Raw genomic sequence first — 19648 nt, 5'->3', positions numbered from 1 at the left:
GCTTTTCTAAATTACCATCACCACACCCAGGGAGGGGTACAATGAATACATTGAAAGTCAGTGTAGTCACCCCTGACGGCCCGGTATACGAAGGGGAAGCTGAACTAGTCAGCGTAAAAGCAAAGAGCGGTGAGCTCGGTATTTTACCAGGACACATTCCGCTTGTTGCCCCTCTTACAATTAATGCGGTTCGTTTCAAAAATGGAGCGGATACACTATTACTGGCCGTTAGCGGTGGGTTTGTTGAAGTAAGACCAAAGCAGGTAACGATCCTTGCTGAGTCTGCAGAGCTACCTTCCGATATTGACGTGGAACGTGCACGTGCTGCGAAGGAACGAGCAGAAGAACGCTTAAATCAAGCGAAGCAGGATAATGTTGATTTCAAACGTGCTGAGCTAGCGCTTAAGCGTGCAATCAACCGTCTGGATTTGGCAGGTAAATAATGATGAAGCACCAGAGGAGACGTTCCTCTGGTGCTTTTTTGCGCGGAAATATAGGTGTTAAGTTACATCATGAGGGAGCATGTCAGCTATCTTATTAATGGTTTTCCAATTTCGAATTGTTGCATACTCATTGACTCGAGTTAAGTAGGTCGCAAGCTTTGAATTTCGAATACTATAATGAAACAGAAGGAAAACGTCTCTTCCGATCAGCTCACATTCTTCTTTCTCAGAAGCATATGAAACAAGTTTTTCTTTAGCATCTGTCCGGAGTGGTTCCGCTAACATAGCTACATAAAGGCTTTCTCCAACAGCCTTTTCTTGCGCTTTTGCAATTTGTTCCTCGTGAAACGGACAACTCTCGATCATGCTTTGCCACTCTGTTGCAGATCTTATTAATACAGGCACTTTCAATCCGAACTCGGTGCTGATGATTTGTTCCACTCTTCTCCTTGAACCTTCTTCCGATTCTTCTGAATCAAAAAAGACATTTCCACTTTGTATATACGTTTTCACATGTAGAAAGCCTTCCTTTGTCAGAGCATCTCGTAAATCAGCCATCTTTAATTTGTTTTTTCCACCAACGTTAACCCCTCTTAATAATCCAATATAGCTCGTCATTCTTGTCCCACCCTTTATTCACTTTGATATGCCTCTGATTTGAAACTAGTCATGATTTAATTACGATGTGCTAAAGCGATAATCCTCCACAATTTCAATTATTTCATTCAGAATAATCATTTCTAGAAATTGTTTTTAGTTGTTTTTGATCATATATTTCATTCCACTTCCTGCTCGTTTGCACAAAGCTGCTTTGTAACAAGTAATCGGATGGGTACTTTTTAAGTAATACGGCAAGATGGCTACGAATGCTTTCAATGTCTTGATCGGTTAGGGGCGATGATGGTGTGATTCGTAGATTCAACTTTATAAAAAAATCTTCTTTTTCCTCACTTGTTGCCTGTTTTTTGAAATAGCCCCACATATGTTGGAGTGTTGTCCGCATACCTTTTTTAGTAAAGGGGAGAGTTAAGCTTTCACTGATGAGATCATAAACATCAACTAGCTCTTCAAGAGACTGAGCGTTTTTTAAGGCTTCTCCTACCTTTTGATAATGTTCATATCCCTTTGCCATCACGGTATATTTGTTTTTTGCCCACAGCTTCTCTGTAAGCGTTCTGATTCTTTTGTCTGGCATACGACCACCTCTGTTCGAAATTTTAAAAAAACTTACGAATAAAAGCAAGAATAAGAGTTGGGATGTTGAATTAGTATACAAGACTAGCAACTTTACAGCACGATGAGAGGAGAGACCTGAATGGGTGAATCGCTTAACGTGTACCAAAATAGTTATCTCTTCGTAATGATGTTTCTTTTCCTTGGCCTTCTCCTTCCAGCTGTTGCCCTAACAGCAGGAAGATTCCTTCGTCCTTCAAAACCAACACCTGAGAAACAAACAACCTATGAAAGCGGCATAGAGCCGTTTCACCAAAGCTGGATCCAGTATAACGTTCGCTATTATTTATTCGGACTGCTTTTTGTGATATTTGATGTCGAAACTGTTTTCTTATATCCGTGGGCGGTTGCTTATCAAAAGCTTGGTTTCTTTGCGTTCATTGAAATGATGATCTTTATTGTCATGCTCTTAATTGGCTTACTATACGCATGGAAAAAGAAGGTGCTGAAATGGATATAAACCTAGAGAATATTACACCGGAAGAATATGAAGAAATGAAGCAGAATGTGTTCCTGGCAACGCTTGAAAATGTAAAGGCCTGGGCAAGAAGCAATTCACTATGGCCGCTTACATTTGGTCTCGCATGCTGTGCAATTGAAATGATGGGTTCAGGGGCCTCCCATTACGACCTTGATCGCTTTGGAACATTTTTTCGAACATCGCCAAGACAGTCTGATGTCATGATTGTATCAGGAACCGTAACGAAGAAAATGGCTCCTGTGCTAAAGCGTCTCTATGACCAAATGCCTGAACCTAAATGGGTTATCGCCATGGGTTCGTGTGCCACAGCTGGTGGCCCTTATATTCATTCCTACGCGGTCGTCAAAGGGGTCGATCAAATTGTACCTGTCGACGTATATATACCTGGATGTCCACCTAATCCAGCAGCACTTATCTATGGAATTAATAAATTACAGGAAAAAATTCGCTATGAAGCTCGAACCGGAAAGCGGGTGACCAATCGATGACAGATGGCAAAACACCTGAAGAGCTAGCAGAAGAAAAGCGGATAGCGGTTGAAGAGGCAAAACGGAAAGCTGCTGAGTTACGACAAAAGCAGGCTGCTGAAGCTGAGAAACCTGCAGACGACCTAGAGCTTCAGAAGAAAAAAGCAGTGGCTGCTGCAAAGGCCAAAGCCGCTGCCCTTAAGAAGCAAAAAGAACTGGAAAAAAATGAATCAGTGAGTGAAGAGTCAGACGACCTAGCGTTAGCGAAAAAGAAAGCAGTAGCAGCAGCAAAAGCCAAAGCGGCGGCTCTCAAGAAGCAAAAAGAATTGAAGAAGGATGAAACAACTAGCGAAGATGGAGACGCTGTTCTAGCAAAAAAGAAAGCCGTAGCAGCCGCGAAGGCGAAAGCGGCGGCCATCAAAAAGCAAAAAGAAATGCAGCAGAATGAAGCAATAAGTAAAGGTGGAGACGATGATCTAGCGAAAAAGAAAGCCGTAGCGGCTGCAAAGGCCAAAGCTGCAGCGCTTAAAAAGCAGAAAAAGGATGGAGCGTCTGATATTTCAGATGAGAAAGCGAAAGCGGTAGCGGCCGCAAAAGCGAAGGCGGCTGCAAAGGCGAAAGCAAAAGCATCTGAAGAAAACGAAGAGCCTGTAGAAGAGACCCCTTCACCGAATCAACCTGTCCTTGACCGCTATCTTCACATCATTCAACAAAATCTTGGTGACGATCTTTTAGAAGACGCTTATATTAATCGTCTTGCAAAAGACGTTCCGACGCTCGTTGCTAAAAAACACACGTACTTGAAGCTCGCCCAATTTCTTAAACACAATGAGCTTCTCGCTTTTGACTATCTTTCAGAAACACATGGAACAGATTTTGAATCGCATATGGAAATTTACAATCATCTTTACTCCTATCAGAACAGCCAGAGCGTAGCGCTCAAGGTGAAGATAGATCGAGAGGAACCAGTTATAGATTCTCTTACATCCCTCTGGGTGGGGGCGGACTGGCCTGAGCGTGAGGGGTTTGATTTACTAGGCATCGTGTTTAAAGGACATCCCAATTTAACACGAATTATGATGCCTGATGACTGGGTGGGGCATCCCCTTCGAAAAGATTATGAGCCGTATGATGTGGAGGTGTAGCAATGATACGGACAGAGGAAATGCTTTTGAATGTAGGACCTCAGCATCCGAGCACTCATGGTGTCTTTCGCATTGTTCTCAAAATTGATGGAGAAATCATTAAGGAAGCTAAGCCGGTGATTGGTTATCTGCACAGGGGGACAGAAAAAATTGCGGAGAACCTCCAATATACGCAGATCATCCCATATACCGACCGGATGGACTATTTAGCTGCGATGACGAATAATTACATCCTCTGTCATGCCGTTGAGACGATGATGGCAATGGAGCTTCCAGAGCGGGCAGATTATCTTCGCATTATTGTCATGGAGCTTGGACGAGTAGCGAGTCATCTCGTTTGGTTCGGAACATACCTTCTCGATATTGGTGCGATGAGCCCATTTCTATATGCATTCAGAGAGAGAGAAGTCATCATTAACCTATTAACCGAAATTTCAGGTGGTCGTCTTACCTTTAATTATATGCGCGTAGGCGGAGTGAAGTGGGATGCGCCAGATGGATGGCTTGATAAAGTTCGTGCTTTTGTTCCTTATATGAGAGAACAGCTTGCTGGCTATCACGATCTTGTAACGGGGAATGAAATTTTTATGGCAAGAATCAAAGGAGTAGGTGCTTATTCGAAACAAAAAGCACTTTCGTATTCCTTGAGTGGGGCAAACCTGCGGTGTACCGGTGTGAAATGGGACCTTAGAAAAAACGAACCGTATTCGCTTTATAACCGCTTTGAATTTGATGTTCCAGTCTTCCGGGAAGGCGATGCGCTAGCGCGTTACCATTGTCGCATGGCTGAGATCGAAGAAGCGTTGAAGATTGTAGAACAAGCGGTAGAGCAAATCCCATCTGAAGGACCTGTTATGGCAAAAGTACCGCGGATTATTAAACCGCCTGCAGGAGAGACGTATGTTCGAATTGAATCACCACGTGGCGAAATCGGGTGCTACATCGCATCAAAAGGAAAGAAAGAACCTTATCGCCTAAAGTTCCGCCGTCCCTCCTTTTATAACTTACAAATACTACCTGAGTTGTTAGAAGGGGAAAACATCTCGAACTTGATTGCGATCCTCGGGGGCATTGATATTGTGCTCGGGGAGGTGGATGGGTAATGATTAACAACATGCTTGGATCTACACCGAGCTACTGGCAGACACTTGGATTTTTCCTCGTAGGTGCTGCGATGTTGATGGTCGTACTCGGTTTTGTAACGTACGCTATTTTGGCAGAGCGAAAAGTACTTGGCTTCATGCAGCTCCGCCATGGTCCAAACAGAGTAGGGGGAAGGTTCGGTTTACTGCAAACGGTAGCGGATGTGCTGAAGCTTTTACTTAAAGAAGATACCATCCCAAGAGACGCAGATCGTCCATTGTTTATCATTGCACCGGTTGTCGCGTTTGCCCCAGCCTTTATTGTGATTGTCGCCCTTCCATTAACAGAACGAGTTTCGTTTGCGAACATTGGCGTTGGTTTGCTTTATTATATTGCGATTTCTGGCATTTCTACGATCGGAATCCTGGCAGGGGGCTGGGCATCAAACAATAAGTACGCTCTTCTTGGTAGCATGCGCTCGGCGGCTCAAATGATTTCCTACGAAATTCCACTTGTCATGAGTGTGATCGGCATCGTGCTTTTGACAGGATCGCTTAATTTAAACACGATTATTGCCGAGCAGGAGAGCGTGGCATTTCTTTTTAAGCAACCGCTCGCCTTTGTGATTTTTCTAATCGCTTCTGTTGCTGAATTGAACCGTACGCCGTTTGATTTACCTGAGGCGGAATCCGAGCTCGTAGCCGGATATCATGTAGAATATTCTGGCTTCCGCTGGGCGTTCTTCATGCTTGCAGAATACGTATATTTATTCGCTATGGCTTCGCTAACGACGATTCTATTTCTTGGCGGCTGGCAGGCGATTCCTTACTTATCCTTTATTCCAGGACCAGTCTGGTTTGCACTGAAATTTATCCTAGTCGTCTTCGTGATGATCTGGATTCGCGGTACATTCCCTCGACTAAGAGCGGATCAGCTCATGTCCTTTGGCTGGAAGGTGCTATTGCCACTCGCACTATTGAACATATTTCTAACGACCGTTGTCATTGAAATCATACGTTCATTCTAGATAAGGGAGGAAGCCCAACATGCGAGGACTTGCGAAAGGTTTAGCTTACACCCTCAAAAATATGACGAAAGAGAAAGTAACCTATAACTATCCGGATCAGCCACTAGCCTTACCAGATCGATTTCGTGGCATTCAGAAGTTTTATCCTGAAAAGTGTATTGTCTGTAATCAATGCGTCGCCATATGTCCAACTGACTGCATCACCTTATCAGGTAAGAAGCATCCAGACCCAAGCAAGAAAGGAAAAATCATCGACACGTATGATATTAACTTCGAAATTTGCATTCTTTGTGACCTTTGCACAGAGGTATGCCCGACCGAAGCGATCATTATGACGAATAATTTCGAGCTTGCCGAATATAGCCGGGATGATCTTTTTAAGAATTTAGAATGGCTCGATGAAAATGACACGAACCTTCGAAAGGAAAATAAAGTATGACCGGAGAGCTGTTCGTCTTTCTTTTCCTATTTCTTGTGACGATTACTGGCGGCTTGCTAATGCTTAATTTAACGAAAGTGATTCATATGATGATGGCGTTAGTGCTAACTTTTCTCGGCATTGCTGGACTTTACGTGATGCTTTCAGCAGAATTCGTGGCTGTTGTGCAAGTTCTGATTTATTCTGGCGCTATTACGATCATCATGCTATTTGGCATCATGCTCACGAAGCATTCTGAAGAAGAAACGAAAACAAGCTGGGCAAAGAAAGGGCTCGTATTAACTGGGATCACCGTATTCTTTCTGATCGTCTTTAAAGGCATTCGTACTGTTTCTCTCGGGCCGCAAGCTGAGAGCTTGCACGAAAATAATACGGAGCAAATAGGTATGATGTTGTTCACAGATTACGTTATTCCATTTGAACTTGTATCTGTGCTCCTACTCGTCGCTCTTGTCGGAGCGATCATTATTGCAAAGAAAGATGATCCCGATGATAAAGAAGGTGAGCAATCATGAGCTCAATCCCGCTTTCGGCTTTTCTATTAACGGCGCTAATTCTTTTTTGTATCGGTCTCTACGGGGCATTAACGAAGCGGAACGCCGTCATTGTCCTTATCTCGATCGAGTTAATGCTGAATGCAGTGAACTTAAATCTTGTAGCTTTTGCAAAATATGGCGTAGGTGCTTCGATTCGGGGTCAGGTATTTTCTCTTTTTACCATTACAGTCGCTGCAGCGGAAGCCGCTGTCGGTCTTGCCATTCTTATGGCGCTTTATCGGAACAGGGCTACCGTCAATGTAGATGAAATGAATACACTCAAAAAGTAGCGAAGGGGGTATAAAAGTGGACTATGTCTGGCTTATACCAATGTTGCCGCTTCTATCGTTTCTCATCATTCTATTCACTAGGCCAATTCTTTATCGAAAGGCTGGAGTTGTGGGCACCGTTATCGCTGGTGCTGCCTTTATTTGTTCCCTTCTCGTGCTTTACAGTCATTTCGTTCAAGGGAACTATCTCGTAGAACACAACTGGCTCTCCATCGATTTAGTGGTGATTACGGTGGGGCTTGAAGTGAATCCGCTAAATGCTTTGATGCTCGTGATCGTCACGCTTGTCAGCTTTCTCGTACATATGTATTCGATCGGTTATATGGCGAATGACGAGCGCTATGCAACGTTCTTTAGTTATCTTGGTTTGTTCACTTTTGCAATGACGGCTCTCGTTCTCTCACCAAACCTCCTTCAACTTTATGTTTTCTGGGAGCTTGTTGGTGTTTGTTCCTTTCTACTAGTAGGTTTTTATTTCTATAAACCAGAAGCAAAGGCAGCTGCAAAAAAAGCTTTTATCGTCACAAGGATTGGAGATATTGGTCTGCTTATTGCGATTTTTCTTCTCTTTTGGCAAACAGGAAGCTTTGAACTCGATGTCATTTTTGAAGCGGCTCAAGCAGGCGATATTGCCCCTTCAATGGTCACGCTCATAGCGATTCTTATTTTCGTAGGGGCGATAGGAAAATCTGGTCAGTTCCCGCTCCACACATGGCTTCCTGATGCTATGGAAGGTCCAACCCCAGTCTCGGCTTTAATCCATGCAGCGACAATGGTTGCTGCGGGTGTTTATCTCGTTGCTGTCATGTATCCACTCTTCGCAAGTTCAGAAACGGCTATGACAACCGTTGCCATAACAGGTGGATTCACCGCCATTTTTGCAGCGACAATCGCCCTTGTCCAGAAAGACATTAAACGCATACTTGCCTACTCAACCATTAGTCAACTAGGGTATATGATGCTTGCCCTTGGTGCAGCGGGCTACACAGCAGGAATTTTCCACCTGACAACTCATGCGTTCTTTAAAGCCTTACTCTTTCTTGCTGCAGGCAGTGTGATCCATGCGGTCCATGAACAAAACATTCATAAAATGGGGGGGCTTCGAAAAAAACTGCCTATCACAGCAGTTCTCTTCTTAATAGGTTGCTTATCCATTTCTGGATTTCCGCTATTTGCAGGTTTTTTCAGTAAGGATGAGATACTTGTCGCGACTTATGCGGATGGGCGCTACATTTTATTTGCGATTGCTTTAGTAACCGCTTTTCTGACAGCGTTTTATATGTTTCGTCTTTACTTCCTCGTCTTTTCTGGCACAGGTTCGCGTGAAGCGAAAGAGTCTTCTCGGGTGATGTTGATTCCAATGATTGTCCTTTCGGCTTTGGCTATTGTTGCAGGGTATATTCAGACAACATGGTTCGGTTCGTTTCTTGGTGACTGGCTAGAAACGAGTCCTTATCCGATATTAGCCAATCATCATTCAGGACCATCGTGGATTCCGATCAGTGCGAGTTTGTTAGCCATTGCAGGAATTGGACTCGCCTGGTTCATGTATGTAAGAAAAGGCATGGCTCCAGGTGAAGGGAGCGAAGTGCATAAGCTGTTAACGCATCAATATTATATCGACGAAATATACGAAGCTACCTTTGTAAAAGGAACCCGCGTGATCGGTTATTTCTGTTTGTATTTTGATCGCTTTATTATTGAAGGAGGCGCTCAAGGCATAACGGGAATTGTAAAGCACTTAGGAAAAATAGGAGCAAGAATTCAATCCGGTCAGGTTCAAACATACGGCACTGTAGCATTCTCTGGTTTAGTGGTTGTGCTCCTATTAATTGCAGTATTTGGGGGGTATTTCTAATGGATGAGTCTTACTTGCTAACGATCTTGATTTTCTCCCCGCTACTTGGTGTCATCGTTCTTGCTATGATGCCCTCACAGCATCAATCAATCAAAACAGTTGGTATTCTTGGCACTGTGCTACCACTAACGTTAACGATTTTTGTATTTAGCTTATACAATCGAACAGTATCAGGGGTTCAATTTGCGGAAACACATCAATTGTTTGAGTTAATGACTGCGATTAGTCCCAACGAGCCTTACCCAGTGACTTATGATCTTGGGGTCACAGGGCTATCGCTCCTTTTTCTAATGCTATCTTCATTGATTACGTTTCTCGCCTCACTTGCAGCCCTTCGCATTCAAGAAGGTGTGAAAGGCTTTTATATCCTGTTTTTGATACTGGAACTTGGCATTCTCGGCGTTTTTTCAAGCGAAAACTTGTTTTTGTTTTTCTTATTCTTTGAAATAACTCTTGTTACGATGTTTCTACTTGTAGGGAAATGGGGCGGATATGAGCGGGAAAAAGCAGCCTTCTCTTTCTTAGTTTACAACGGGATAGGCTCGATCCTATTGTTGATTGTCATTATCGTTCTCTTTGTTGAGACGAGAACGACAAATATTAGTGAGCTAACTTCCCTCTTACAAGAGACAGAGTCCTATGAAATTATATCTGGAAACACTAGAATGTGGCTGTTTGCCCTGCTGTTACTGGCATTTGGTACAAAGCTTCCAATCGTACCGCTGCATACGTGGATGGTACGAGTACACGTGGAGGCTCCAATCGCCATTGTGATGATTCACGCCGGTGTATTACTTAAAATAGGTGCATATGGCCTCATACGTTTCGGAGCAGGTTTTTTCCCAGAGCAGCTAAAAGAAACGGCAGTTCTTCTAGCTATTCTTGGCGTCATTAATTTGCTGTATGGTGCTTTTATTGCCCTAGTTCAAACAGAACTTCGCGCTGTTCTAGCCTATTCCTCGATTTCGCATATGGGAATCGTCATTCTGGGCGTTGCTTCATTTAATACCGCGGGTCTTCAAGGGGCAGTGTTCCAAACAATTTCTCATGGTCTTATTGCAGCGCTGCTGTTCCTGCTTGTTGGTGTACTGATCGACCGTTTTCACACGACAAAGCTTGGAGAATTAGGAGGCATCGCAAGTCAGACGCCCCTTTTTGCAGGGTTTTTCCTCGCAGCCGGGCTGGCATCACTTGGATTACCTGGAATGAGCGGTTTCATCAGTGAATTTCTAGCTTTTTTAGGCTTATTTGAAACAATGCCTGTAATCGGAAGCATAGGCGTGATTGGTCTCATTTTAACAGCGGTTTATATGCTTCGCGCCGTTCTTGCGGTTACTTTTGGTGAAAGACGCCCTGCGTTTGATAAGGAAAGAGATCTATCTGCCGTTGAGCTTGTTCCATCAGCTATTCTTCTCAGTATGATTATTTGGATTGGTGTCTATCCTGCAGTGTTATCTAACACACTTCAAATCGCTCGTACACTCGGGATCGGAGGTTAACGAATGGATATCGATACGTTGCTAGCATACCAATGGAGCAGTATGATGCCAGAATTCACTATACTAATAACAGCAGTTGCACTCTCGTTGATCGATCTCTTTATGGATAAAAGGCGAGATAGGTCTATTCTCGTTTGGCTCGCAATCGTCGGCATCGCACTAGCCATTGTCTTTCTTATTTTTCAGTTTGATAATGGAGTTGTCACGATTCTAAATCAAACTTATCGACTGGATTCTTTTGCGAAAGCGTTTAAGCTTCTTATGCTAATTGGGACTGGTTTCGTTATGCTTCTAGGCTTGAAAACGAATGATCTAAGCGAAGTGAAAGGTGAGTACCACTACCTTCTTCTAACGGGTTTACTAGGTGGTATGATGATGGCTTCGAGTGCAGATCTGATTACGCTTTTTGTAGGTCTAGAATTATTAAGCCTTTCTTCATATGTTCTAGTGGGAATTCGAAAGAAAGATAAGCTCGCAAATGAAGCGGCGTTTAAATATGTTGTTAATGGCGGTATAGCGACTGCGATTACGCTGTTTGGGATGAGCTATTTATTTGGACTTACTGGAGAGACGAATATATATGAAATTCAAGCGCTAATGGGAAGCGAAGTCGTGACGGAAAATCGTTATCTTGCCGTTTTTGCTTTTCTCATGATATTCGTTGGTCTAGCCTTTAAAATTACGGCCGCTCCGTTTCATATGTGGGCACCAGATGTATACCAGGGAGCCGAAACACCGATTACAGCTTATCTAAGTGTTGTTTCTAAAATAGCCGGATTCGCAATCACACTTAGACTGCTAATGGTACCGTTTGTCTTTGCACCTGGTACGGGAAAAGTGATTACACCAGAGGGAATCAGCTATGAAACGCTACTTGTATCGGTTCGACCTTATCTTGTTCTATTAGCTGTTCTAACAATTCTTATAGGAAATGTGATGGCACTAAGACAGCTGAATGCAAAACGACTTTTGGCTTATTCCAGCATTGCGCACGCAGGGTATCTTCTTGTACCGTTAGCCGCTCTTTCTGAGTTAGTCTTTGATGCGGTGTGGTTTTATCTCGCCGCTTATCTGTTGATGAATCTGGGGGCTTTCGCTGTCATCCATGCCTTGACGGAAAATGATGAGGAGGTCACGGTGGCTTCGTTTGCAGGACTATTTCAGCGAGCGCCGTATGTAACCATTGCTATGACCATCTATCTTCTATCTCTCGCTGGTATCCCGCTCACAGCAGGTTTCATCGGTAAGTTCGAGATTTTCATGAGTGCCCTTGGAACCGAACCGAAGCGATATTTTTTAGTGGTGGCTATGCTAGCGGGCACAGTGCTTTCCTATGTTTATTATTTTGGGCTGTTTATTCAAATGTACTTTCGACCTTCCCAAACAAAAAGGCCGGTTTTGGCATCAAATGGCATCGTCACCGTGCTAGCCATAACGGCAGCTGGAACCGTTTTACTTGGGGTTTTCCCTTCCATTGCGTTAACCTTTATACATGATCATTTTCAATTTCTAGAGATTTTTAATCCTTAGAACAGCAGATCATTCTGCTGTTTTTTTCATGAATGAGTGCATTCCTACCAGATTATGACGAAAATGACTTATTTTGAAATGAAATAATCCCTTTTATAGTGGGAAAGTAGGGTATTCATTTGGGTGGAAATCTTTTATAATAGGCTTTTAGATGGAATAATGTACGTTTGTCGAATGATGCACTTGCAGATAGGGGGTAGAGAAGATGACAGAAGCACTGGCGCAACAATCGATTTTAACGATTGTCATTAACCTGGTTTTCATTATGATCACCTGGTGGGCGCTACAAACCGTTCGGTTCGATGTATTCTTTAAAAAACCGAACAGTCCACAGGCGAAAGTCCTCATGATCTTACTAACCCTAAGCATCGGCTCCCTCGCAAGCAGTTTCTTCCTAGATTACTACAACTGGTCACTCCGTCTACAATATTTCTTTTGAAAAATGAAAAGCGAAAACGCCCGTTTAAACCCGACAAGCGCTGGAGCCTTCCAGAATGAACACGGTCTTTGTGTTCAGTTTGGAAGGTGAAGCGATCGAGGGTTTGGGCGTTGTAGCTAGACAACGAAAAGCGAATGTGCCCGTTTAAACCCGACAAGCGTTGTAGCTAAACAAACACACTAGCGTTAACATACAGAAGCTTCGTACGGAATTTGTCGGGAACTGACTACAACTTCCATGTATGCACTCCCTCCTCATGGTCACACTGAAAGATAAGAAGACCTGAACGGGGAGAGGGTTAAGATGAAGCTTCTAATCGGAGTATTATCTATTTTACTTTTAGCGAGTTTTTCAAATGGTACATCAGTCTCAATTGAAGATGACACGGAAGTAAAAGTAACCGAAATGGCGAATGTTTTATTAACCCACAATTATTCAATTGAGGGCTGGTCTCTTTACACACGAGAAAAAGTGAGTTTCATCCAGGAATCGTTAGGGTACAAAGGTATTACGTCTAAGCTTACAGAAAGAGCACCCGGTTTTTCGTGGGGTGATCTGGTAAAAAATGATGGAAATGTAAAAGTAAGTGGGACAAGAATTGATTCTAAGCTAGGTACGAAAGAAACACTGACACTCGTGTCATATCCAGAAAACAATCGCATTAGCTCTTATCTTATTTACAAAATGGAAATAACAGGATTTTCTCAGGAGGAATGGCGAACAACGTACGAACGTTTTAAGGCACAAAAGACACAATTATACCCGCAAGAAACACCAGTTTTCACTTGTTTTGTAGGCGAGAAAAATGATACAATGAACATTGTTTTGTACAATGAAGCAGACAAGCTGTTAGGAGCTTTTTCCGCTTCAAAAGTAGAAGAAATCAATGAAGAGACGTTTGTATCTCTTTCCGCATACCATGAAGAGTGGGAAGAAGATCTTGTAACGAACAACAAGAGAATGAACATACAAATAGCATTACGCAATACAGGAATAGGCGGCGGAATAACCGCAACAATTGGCACACCAATAATTACGACTGAATATTAATATACAAATAGGACGCGGAGGGGAATACGTTGGAAAAAATCATCGTCCGAGGTGGCAGGAGATTGTCTGGCTCTGTGAAAGTTGAAGGAGCTAAAAATGCAGTCTTGCCCGTCATCACAGCATCTATTTTAGCAGGAGAAGGCACGAGCACGTTAAAAGATGTGCCTGCCCTTTCAGATGTACACACGATAAGTGAAGTATTAAGCTATCTTAATGTTGAGACGCAAATAGAAGGCAACACGATTAAAGTAGACGCAACAAAACCTTTGGAAACAGAGGCACCATTTGAAGCAGTTCGTAAAATGCGAGCTTCGTTTCTTGTAATGGGACCACTTTTGGCCCGCGTGGGTCATGCTCGTATTGCACTACCTGGAGGTTGCGCAATTGGTTCAAGACCAATTGATCAGCACCTTAAAGGGTTTGAAGCGATGGGTGCAGAAGTTACGATTGGTAACGGCTTTATTGAAGCAGGCATCAAAGGAAGACTTCAAGGAGCAAAGATTTATCTTGATTTCCCAAGTGTAGGCGCCACTGAGAACATTATGATGGCTGCTGTACTTGCTGAAGGTACGACAGTAATGGAAAACGTTGCTCAAGAGCCTGAGATCGTTTGTCTTGCAAATTATTTGAACGCTATGGGTGCGAAAGTTCGCGGTGCAGGTACTGCTACAATACGCATTGAAGGCGTAGAGAAACTAGTTGGAGCAGAGCATGCTGTAATCCCAGACCGTATTGAAGCAGGAACATTCATGGTAGCTGCTGCAATTACTGGTGGTAACGTTCTGATCGAGAATGCTGTATCTGAACATCTTCGTCCACTTATTGCGAAAATGGAAGAAATGGGCGTAGAAATTACAGAAGAAGGTCAGGGACTTCGTATTGTTGGACCTGAAACGCTTAAGCCTGTTGATTTGAAAACAATGCCTCACCCTGGATTCCCGACGGATATGCAATCCCAGATGATGGCGTTGCTACTTCAAGCGAAGGGTACAAGTGTGATTACCGAAACAGTATTTGAAAATCGGTTCATGCACGTGGAAGAATTCCGCCGCATGAATGGTAACATTAAGATTGAAGGACGCGCTGCTATTATCGAAGGGCCTTCTACACTTCAAGGTGCAGAAGTATCCGCTACTGATTTGCGCGCTGGAGCTGCTTTGATTCTTGCTGGCCTTGTAGCTGATGGCTACACTCGCGTTGATGAGCTTAAGCACCTGGATCGCGGTTACGTGAACTTCTCCGGAAAGCTTGCAAGTCTTGGAGCTGACGTTGAACGCGTAACAGTTGGTGAAGATGCAAAGCCTGCAACAGAATCAACTGAAGAACAATCAGTTAACATGAAACCAAAATTTGCATAATCTAATAATAAAGATAAAAAGGAGGCCATTGGCCTCCTTTTTTGTATGCAACCAAAATAAATACTATATTTAATGACTTACAGATTATTGGTAAAAAACGTTTGCGCTGCTAGCATTTCTGTTCTAAATGGTTGTCCAACTCCATACGATGATAGGGGTAAACAATCGAGAAGGAGGCATGCGGATGAAGCGAATGGTAGGTTCACTTATTCTATTTGCAGCGATTCTAATCCTTCTTCCATCTATCCTGGTTTTACCTTTTGGAACAACGGAGATGAAGCAACCAGTAAGTGAAGGAAATCAGATGGCTGAGAAGAAGGTGAAAGAAGTGGTGGAAGTGGAAGTCCCGGTCTATCGTTCAGCAAAGACTGTGACGACGAGCATACCGATCGAAGATTATGTGAAAGGCGTTGTTGCCGCTGAGATGCCTACAGATTTCAATATAGAAGCTTTAAAGGCTCAAGCTCTCACAGCGAGAACATTTGTCGTAACAAAGCTCACAAACCCTCCTGCGGACCTTCCCGATCAAGCGGTTGTAACGGATACGGTTCAGGATCAGGTATATAAAGATGAAGCCGAGCTTAAGAAAGCATGGGGCAAAGACTTTGAAGAGAAATATGCAAGAATAGAAGAAGCAGTTCAAGCCACAGCTGGACAAATTTTAACGTATGATGGGAATCCGATTTATGCTTCCTTTTTCTCAACAAGCAACGGCTATACCGAGAATTCGGAAGATTATTGGGAAAATAAAGCACCGTACTTAAGAAGTGTCGAAAGTCCTTGGGACGTTGATTCTCCAAAATATGAAGATAAAGCGACGTTTACAGTAGCCGACTTCGAAAAGAAGTTAGGAGTGACGCTCACTAATAATCATTCGATTGGAACGATCAAAAACTTGACGGAAGGTAAAAGAGTTGCGGAAGTTTCAATAAATGGGAAGCAGTTTACAGGAAGAGAAATCAGGGACCTTCTTGGACTTCGTTCTTCTGACTTTACATGGGACCGGAGCGGCGATACGATTACCGTTTCCACGAAAGGATTTGGGCACGGCGTAGGCATGAGTCAATATGGAGCTAATGGAATGGCTGAGGACGGTAGTGCTTACTCTGATATCGTTAAATACTATTATCAAGGAGTTGCCATTAGTGAAATGGAAAAATACGTGACGAATTTTACAGCCCAAAGATAAAAGGCCGCATTTAATGCGGCCTTTTATCTTTGGGTAAGTTTTGTGAATAGCTATCATTTAAAGAAGGGTAACTTAAATCTTTTCTCTTGTTTTTCGATAAGTGTTGTCCAATTTTTTACGAAAGCTGGCTCACGGTACTCCTTATCTACTTCGATCTTGCCAAATGATTTATCCTTAACTTGTACCATTGCTTCAGCCAAAGCCTTAATGTTATTTTTTTCAACCATAAGTCCGTTTTCCTTGTCTTTAATTAAATCTCTTGGTCCGTATTTAATATCATAAGCTACAACTGGGCAACCATTGTTTAGGCTTTCCATGATAACGAGTCCAAATCCTTCGTACTGACTTGGCAGGAAAGATGCCTTTGCAGTAGCAAATACGCTTTCTGGGTCATCTGTTAGCCCTTTTAAGAAAATGTGCTTTTCAAGCTGATATTCTTTGATTTTTTCTTCGAGCTTTTCTTTCATCGGGCCTTCACCATATATATCAAGAGTGAAAGTAGGCAGCTGTTCTCTAGCCAATTGAAAGGCTTCGATTAAATGGTCAGGTTGCTTCACATCAGTTAAGCGACCGATGAAAACAAATTTATTATCACGCTCTCCCTTCAAATTCAAGGTTGATGGCGCGATAGAATGCGGGATAATGCTAATCTTTTCATTGTTGAAAATTAAATGAGAGAGATCCTTTTTTTGCTCTTGGGTTAACGCGACGATATGATCCACTTCATCTGCATGGTCGATAATATATTGATAAGATGATTTGATATCATTGATATCTTCACTTTGTAAGTGTGTATTATGAAGAATCGCGATTTTCGTAAGGTCGTTACCTTTCAGCTCACACATAGGTTTATCAAGAAGACGAGCGTCATTGATAATAGTAGAAGAATCCTCAATCATCTGCTCCAGACAATAGCGGAAGAAATCTTTTTCTGTTTTAAACTCAAGGATGCCTTTTTCAGTGAAATGATGGATACGGATAATCTTGTTGTCACTCGTCCCATCGTATGTTTGGTTAACATAAGCATGTCCGCGATCATCATAATAGATCTCTTCAAGTTTATTTGTCGTCCCTTGTTTGTAATTGATCTTCCGATGGCATTTTCCTCGTTTATTAAATTCCTTTCGACACGCACGTTTGCGATTATAAGGATCCATAAAATCAATGAATTTAAGTGATCCATCTTCCGAATCGTAACTCTTATAAAGAACGTATTCGCCGTTTTCAAAATAGCGATAGGCTTTATTCTTTTTAATTTCACGATACGTGAGTCCTTCTTCCTCAAGGGGTTGTTCGACTCTATCGCCTGAATAAGAACGATCGGCAAGATAGTCGTAGATGTTCATCATCTTCACCGAACGCGGTACTTTGTTTTCACTATAATATTGCTCATATATGTCCCCATAGTAAGGATTGTAATTTGTTGTGATAATAGTATAGTTCAGGTCAGCCTGTTCTACTAATTTCTTAGTACGATCGAGGAGGGACTTTGTTCTGCCTCCAAATTGCTCGGGCAGTGTTGATGTAATGACGTAATTCATAATAGAGTAATCCCCTTCATTCTCGTCTTGAATAAATCAAAACGGATTTTAGTGCCAAAAGTGTTGTTAAAGGTTATATACCCTCATATTCAAGTAATCATTCTTACAAACAGATAACAAAATATAAAACAAGAAATAATGGCATATATAGAAAAATACGCCTAAAATCATAAGTAAATACTGGGAAAATCGAAATCATGAATAAAAACATCCACCTTATCAAAAAATAAATAGACATTTTTTTAGGAACATGTATATAAATCTCGCAACCTGACCACAATGTTGCTGAGGTGATGAACAAATGGGAGACGAAAAACAACGATCTCATCCTGTTGAAAAAAGCGCTTCTAAATGGCAGAAGCTAGCAAGAAAACGCTGGATCTATCCGGCAGTCTATCTTGGTTTTGCAGCAATTGTTCTTGCAGCCGTTCTATGGATGCAAGGTGGGCAAGAAAATGCTGGCCCGAAAGATTTAAGCGGAATTGATGAAGAAAGAAGTGCCTTTGACACTAATGACGAGTCCGTTCCAGTCCTTGGTGATTCAGAAGTCTTTAAAGTACCTGCAGCCGAAGATAGTGGTGTATTTGTGCAGAAACAATTCTATGACACATCAGCTAGCACGCAAGAACAACAAGCAGCCCTTGTTTTCTATAATAATACCTACTACCAAAATGCAGGAATTGACTACGCTAGTGAAGATGGAGCAAGCTTTGAAGTCAAAGCTGCAATGAGTGGTAAGGTTGTTAAAGTATCAGACGACCAGCTGCTAGGAAATGTAGTTCATTTAGAACACGCAGATGGGGTTGTCACTGTCTATGAATCGCTTGAAGCAGTTGAAGTGGCAGAAGGCGATAAAGTGAAGCAAGGCGATAAGCTTGGTAAGGCTGGAACAAACACATTTGATACAGACGCTGGTGTACACGTACACTTTGAAGTTCGTAAAGATGGTACTCCAGTTAACCCACTTGATGTTTTTAATCAACCTTCTTCCGCAATTGAAGGTCCAGAAAAGGCCGGCAATGAAGTTTCCAACCCATCAGCCTCAGAAGGTACTGATGTTGAGAACAAAGACAACAGTACAGAATCCGAAATGGATGCTGAGAAAGACGCCGAAGATGATGCAAAGAGTGCTGACGAGGATAAATCCGACGAGCAAAATACCAATGAGCAGAAATCGGATGATCAAAAATCAGATACAAAGGATTCAGAGTAACAGGAATCCCCGAGCAATCGGGGGTTTTTTATTTGTTCTCATTTCAATATGACACCGTTCGACCTTTCCCGGGAAATAGCATGCTAATTCAAGTTTTATAGCATAAAAAGAATTGAAATTGCTTGAAATCCTGAGGATTAAAGAAATCAATTAGTAAATAATTGCATGCAAAGATGCGAAGAGAAATACTATAGAAGAGGTTCTTTTAGGAAATGATTTAGCATACCAAAAAGGCAAAAATCGGACATTATAAGAAAATTTAAATAAAATCCCTTGTCCCTCTTGACTTTTTGGTATATAACCACCTTTGCCTTAATAAAATGTTACAAAACTTAGTAAATGAGGGGCAGAGGTGAGAAGTTGTGGTAAGGCTTCGAAGTATTCTTGCATGCAATACTCCTGACATCATGTAGGTCGACCTGATGACTAGAGCTTCGTAGCATGATCACTTTATCAGTCTCATTTCGCATCTCTCACATCCAATTTAGGGAGGCGAGTGGTGTGCACGATTACATCAAAGAGCGAACCATCAAGATTGGAAATTACATCGTGGAGACTAAGAAAACGGTGAGGGTGATCGCCAAAGAGTTTGGAGTGTCCAAAAGTACCGTTCATAAGGACTTAACAGAACGGCTTCCCGAAATTAATCCGGACCTCGCCAATGAGGTGAAGGGGATTCTCGAGTATCATAAATCGATACGCCATCTCCGCGGCGGCGAAGCGACGAGAATAAAATATAGAAAGGATACGGAAAAAGAAGAAGCTGTCAAATAATACGCCTAAAAACGACATTTTTTTCTAAATACTTTCTTCCTGGTTCTTTATTT

At 42.4% G+C, this 19648-nt stretch carries 21 protein-coding genes; 18 read left to right on the top strand and 3 right to left on the bottom strand.

Annotated features, from left to right (window positions below; genetic code table 11):
- Positions 1 to 41 precede the first annotated feature (41 nt).
- The gene (locus tag ABVF21_RS06775; RefSeq protein ID WP_303532396.1) at positions 42 to 443 is read left to right on the top strand and encodes a F0F1 ATP synthase subunit epsilon; all 402 of its coding nucleotides are present in this window, start codon (positions 42 to 44) and stop codon (positions 441 to 443) included.
- Between the two features lie 57 nt (positions 444 to 500).
- Here the strand turns inward: ABVF21_RS06775 and ABVF21_RS06770 are convergent, their stop codons facing one another.
- On the bottom strand, positions 501 to 1061 hold the full coding sequence (locus ABVF21_RS06770) for a DUF1697 domain-containing protein (protein ID WP_371017831.1): 561 nt from the start codon (positions 1059 to 1061) through the stop codon (positions 501 to 503).
- Between the two features lie 103 nt (positions 1062 to 1164).
- Complete coding sequence (locus tag ABVF21_RS06765; protein ID WP_371017830.1) at positions 1165 to 1638, bottom strand: YbgA family protein; 474 nt, start codon at positions 1636 to 1638, stop codon at positions 1165 to 1167.
- A gap of 120 nt (positions 1639 to 1758) precedes the next feature.
- Here ABVF21_RS06765 and ABVF21_RS06760 point away from each other — a divergent pair, with 120 nt between their 5' ends.
- From ABVF21_RS06760 to spoIID, 15 genes are all read left to right on the top strand, one after another.
- Positions 1759 to 2136: an NADH-quinone oxidoreductase subunit A gene (locus tag ABVF21_RS06760; RefSeq protein ID WP_226615730.1), complete on the top strand. Its 378-nt coding sequence runs from the start codon at positions 1759 to 1761 to the stop codon at positions 2134 to 2136.
- A complete protein-coding gene (locus ABVF21_RS06755; protein ID WP_194218394.1) occupies positions 2127 to 2645 on the top strand; it encodes a NuoB/complex I 20 kDa subunit family protein in 519 nt (172 codons plus the stop codon). The genes ABVF21_RS06760 and ABVF21_RS06755 overlap by 10 nt, the downstream gene beginning before the upstream one ends.
- On the top strand, positions 2642 to 3769 hold the full coding sequence (locus ABVF21_RS06750) for an NADH-quinone oxidoreductase subunit C (protein WP_371017829.1): 1128 nt from the start codon (positions 2642 to 2644) through the stop codon (positions 3767 to 3769). Before ABVF21_RS06755 ends, ABVF21_RS06750 begins: the two co-directional genes overlap by 4 nt.
- Before the next feature lie 2 nt (positions 3770 to 3771).
- Positions 3772 to 4872 carry an NADH-quinone oxidoreductase subunit D gene (locus ABVF21_RS06745; protein WP_303532380.1) on the top strand — a complete coding sequence of 367 codons (1101 nt, stop codon included), beginning with the start codon at positions 3772 to 3774 and terminating at the stop codon, positions 4870 to 4872.
- Positions 4872 to 5879, top strand: coding sequence for an NADH-quinone oxidoreductase subunit NuoH (gene nuoH, locus ABVF21_RS06740; protein ID WP_283153347.1), 1008 nt, complete (start codon positions 4872 to 4874; stop codon positions 5877 to 5879). Before ABVF21_RS06745 ends, nuoH begins: the two co-directional genes overlap by 1 nt.
- A gap of 19 nt (positions 5880 to 5898) precedes the next feature.
- Positions 5899 to 6318: an NADH-quinone oxidoreductase subunit NuoI gene (gene nuoI / locus ABVF21_RS06735; protein ID WP_194218398.1), complete on the top strand. Its 420-nt coding sequence runs from the start codon at positions 5899 to 5901 to the stop codon at positions 6316 to 6318.
- Positions 6315 to 6833, top strand: coding sequence for an NADH-quinone oxidoreductase subunit J (locus tag ABVF21_RS06730; protein ID WP_303532374.1), 519 nt, complete (start codon positions 6315 to 6317; stop codon positions 6831 to 6833). The genes nuoI and ABVF21_RS06730 overlap by 4 nt, the downstream gene beginning before the upstream one ends.
- Positions 6830 to 7144, top strand: a complete 315-nt coding sequence (nuoK, locus tag ABVF21_RS06725) for an NADH-quinone oxidoreductase subunit NuoK (RefSeq protein WP_194218400.1) — start codon at positions 6830 to 6832, stop codon at positions 7142 to 7144. The genes ABVF21_RS06730 and nuoK overlap by 4 nt, the downstream gene beginning before the upstream one ends.
- A 16-nt stretch (positions 7145 to 7160) precedes the next feature.
- Entirely contained in the window at positions 7161 to 9002 is a 1842-nt protein-coding gene (nuoL, locus tag ABVF21_RS06720) for an NADH-quinone oxidoreductase subunit L (protein ID WP_371017828.1), read from the top strand.
- The gene (locus ABVF21_RS06715) at positions 9002 to 10501 is read left to right on the top strand and encodes a complex I subunit 4 family protein (protein WP_371017827.1); all 1500 of its coding nucleotides are present in this window, start codon (positions 9002 to 9004) and stop codon (positions 10499 to 10501) included. The genes nuoL and ABVF21_RS06715 overlap by 1 nt, the downstream gene beginning before the upstream one ends.
- A 3-nt stretch (positions 10502 to 10504) precedes the next feature.
- Positions 10505 to 12031 carry an NADH-quinone oxidoreductase subunit NuoN gene (nuoN, locus tag ABVF21_RS06710; protein ID WP_371017826.1) on the top strand — a complete coding sequence of 509 codons (1527 nt, stop codon included), beginning with the start codon at positions 10505 to 10507 and terminating at the stop codon, positions 12029 to 12031.
- A gap of 205 nt (positions 12032 to 12236) precedes the next feature.
- The gene (locus ABVF21_RS06705; protein WP_098445370.1) at positions 12237 to 12470 is read left to right on the top strand and encodes a DUF1146 family protein; all 234 of its coding nucleotides are present in this window, start codon (positions 12237 to 12239) and stop codon (positions 12468 to 12470) included.
- Positions 12471 to 12773: 303 nt separating this feature from the next.
- A complete protein-coding gene (locus tag ABVF21_RS06700; protein WP_194218404.1) occupies positions 12774 to 13520 on the top strand; it encodes a YwmB family TATA-box binding protein in 747 nt (248 codons plus the stop codon).
- A gap of 29 nt (positions 13521 to 13549) precedes the next feature.
- Complete coding sequence (murA, locus tag ABVF21_RS06695) at positions 13550 to 14878, top strand: UDP-N-acetylglucosamine 1-carboxyvinyltransferase (protein ID WP_303535668.1); 1329 nt, start codon at positions 13550 to 13552, stop codon at positions 14876 to 14878.
- A 184-nt stretch (positions 14879 to 15062) separates the two neighbouring features.
- Entirely contained in the window at positions 15063 to 16067 is a 1005-nt protein-coding gene (gene spoIID, locus ABVF21_RS06690; RefSeq protein ID WP_371017825.1) for a stage II sporulation protein D, read from the top strand.
- A gap of 53 nt (positions 16068 to 16120) precedes the next feature.
- Here the strand turns inward: spoIID and ABVF21_RS06685 are convergent, their stop codons facing one another.
- Entirely contained in the window at positions 16121 to 17608 is a 1488-nt protein-coding gene (locus tag ABVF21_RS06685) for a glycosyltransferase (protein ID WP_371017824.1), read from the bottom strand.
- Between the two features lie 301 nt (positions 17609 to 17909).
- Between ABVF21_RS06685 and ABVF21_RS06680 the strand changes: the two genes are divergently transcribed.
- Together ABVF21_RS06680 and spoIIID are read left to right on the top strand one after the other, a co-directional pair.
- Positions 17910 to 18821, top strand: a complete 912-nt coding sequence (locus ABVF21_RS06680; protein WP_371017823.1) for a peptidoglycan DD-metalloendopeptidase family protein — start codon at positions 17910 to 17912, stop codon at positions 18819 to 18821.
- A gap of 501 nt (positions 18822 to 19322) precedes the next feature.
- Positions 19323 to 19595, top strand: a complete 273-nt coding sequence (gene spoIIID, locus ABVF21_RS06675) for a sporulation transcriptional regulator SpoIIID (protein WP_048311390.1) — start codon at positions 19323 to 19325, stop codon at positions 19593 to 19595.
- The last annotated feature ends 53 nt before the right edge of the window (positions 19596 to 19648 follow it).

This window comes from Pseudalkalibacillus sp. JSM 102089 (genome assembly GCF_041366475.1).
Classification (GTDB): domain Bacteria; phylum Bacillota; class Bacilli; order Bacillales; family Guptibacillaceae; genus Guptibacillus; species Guptibacillus hwajinpoensis_B.
This window is presented reverse-complemented; position numbering and strand designations above follow the sequence as displayed.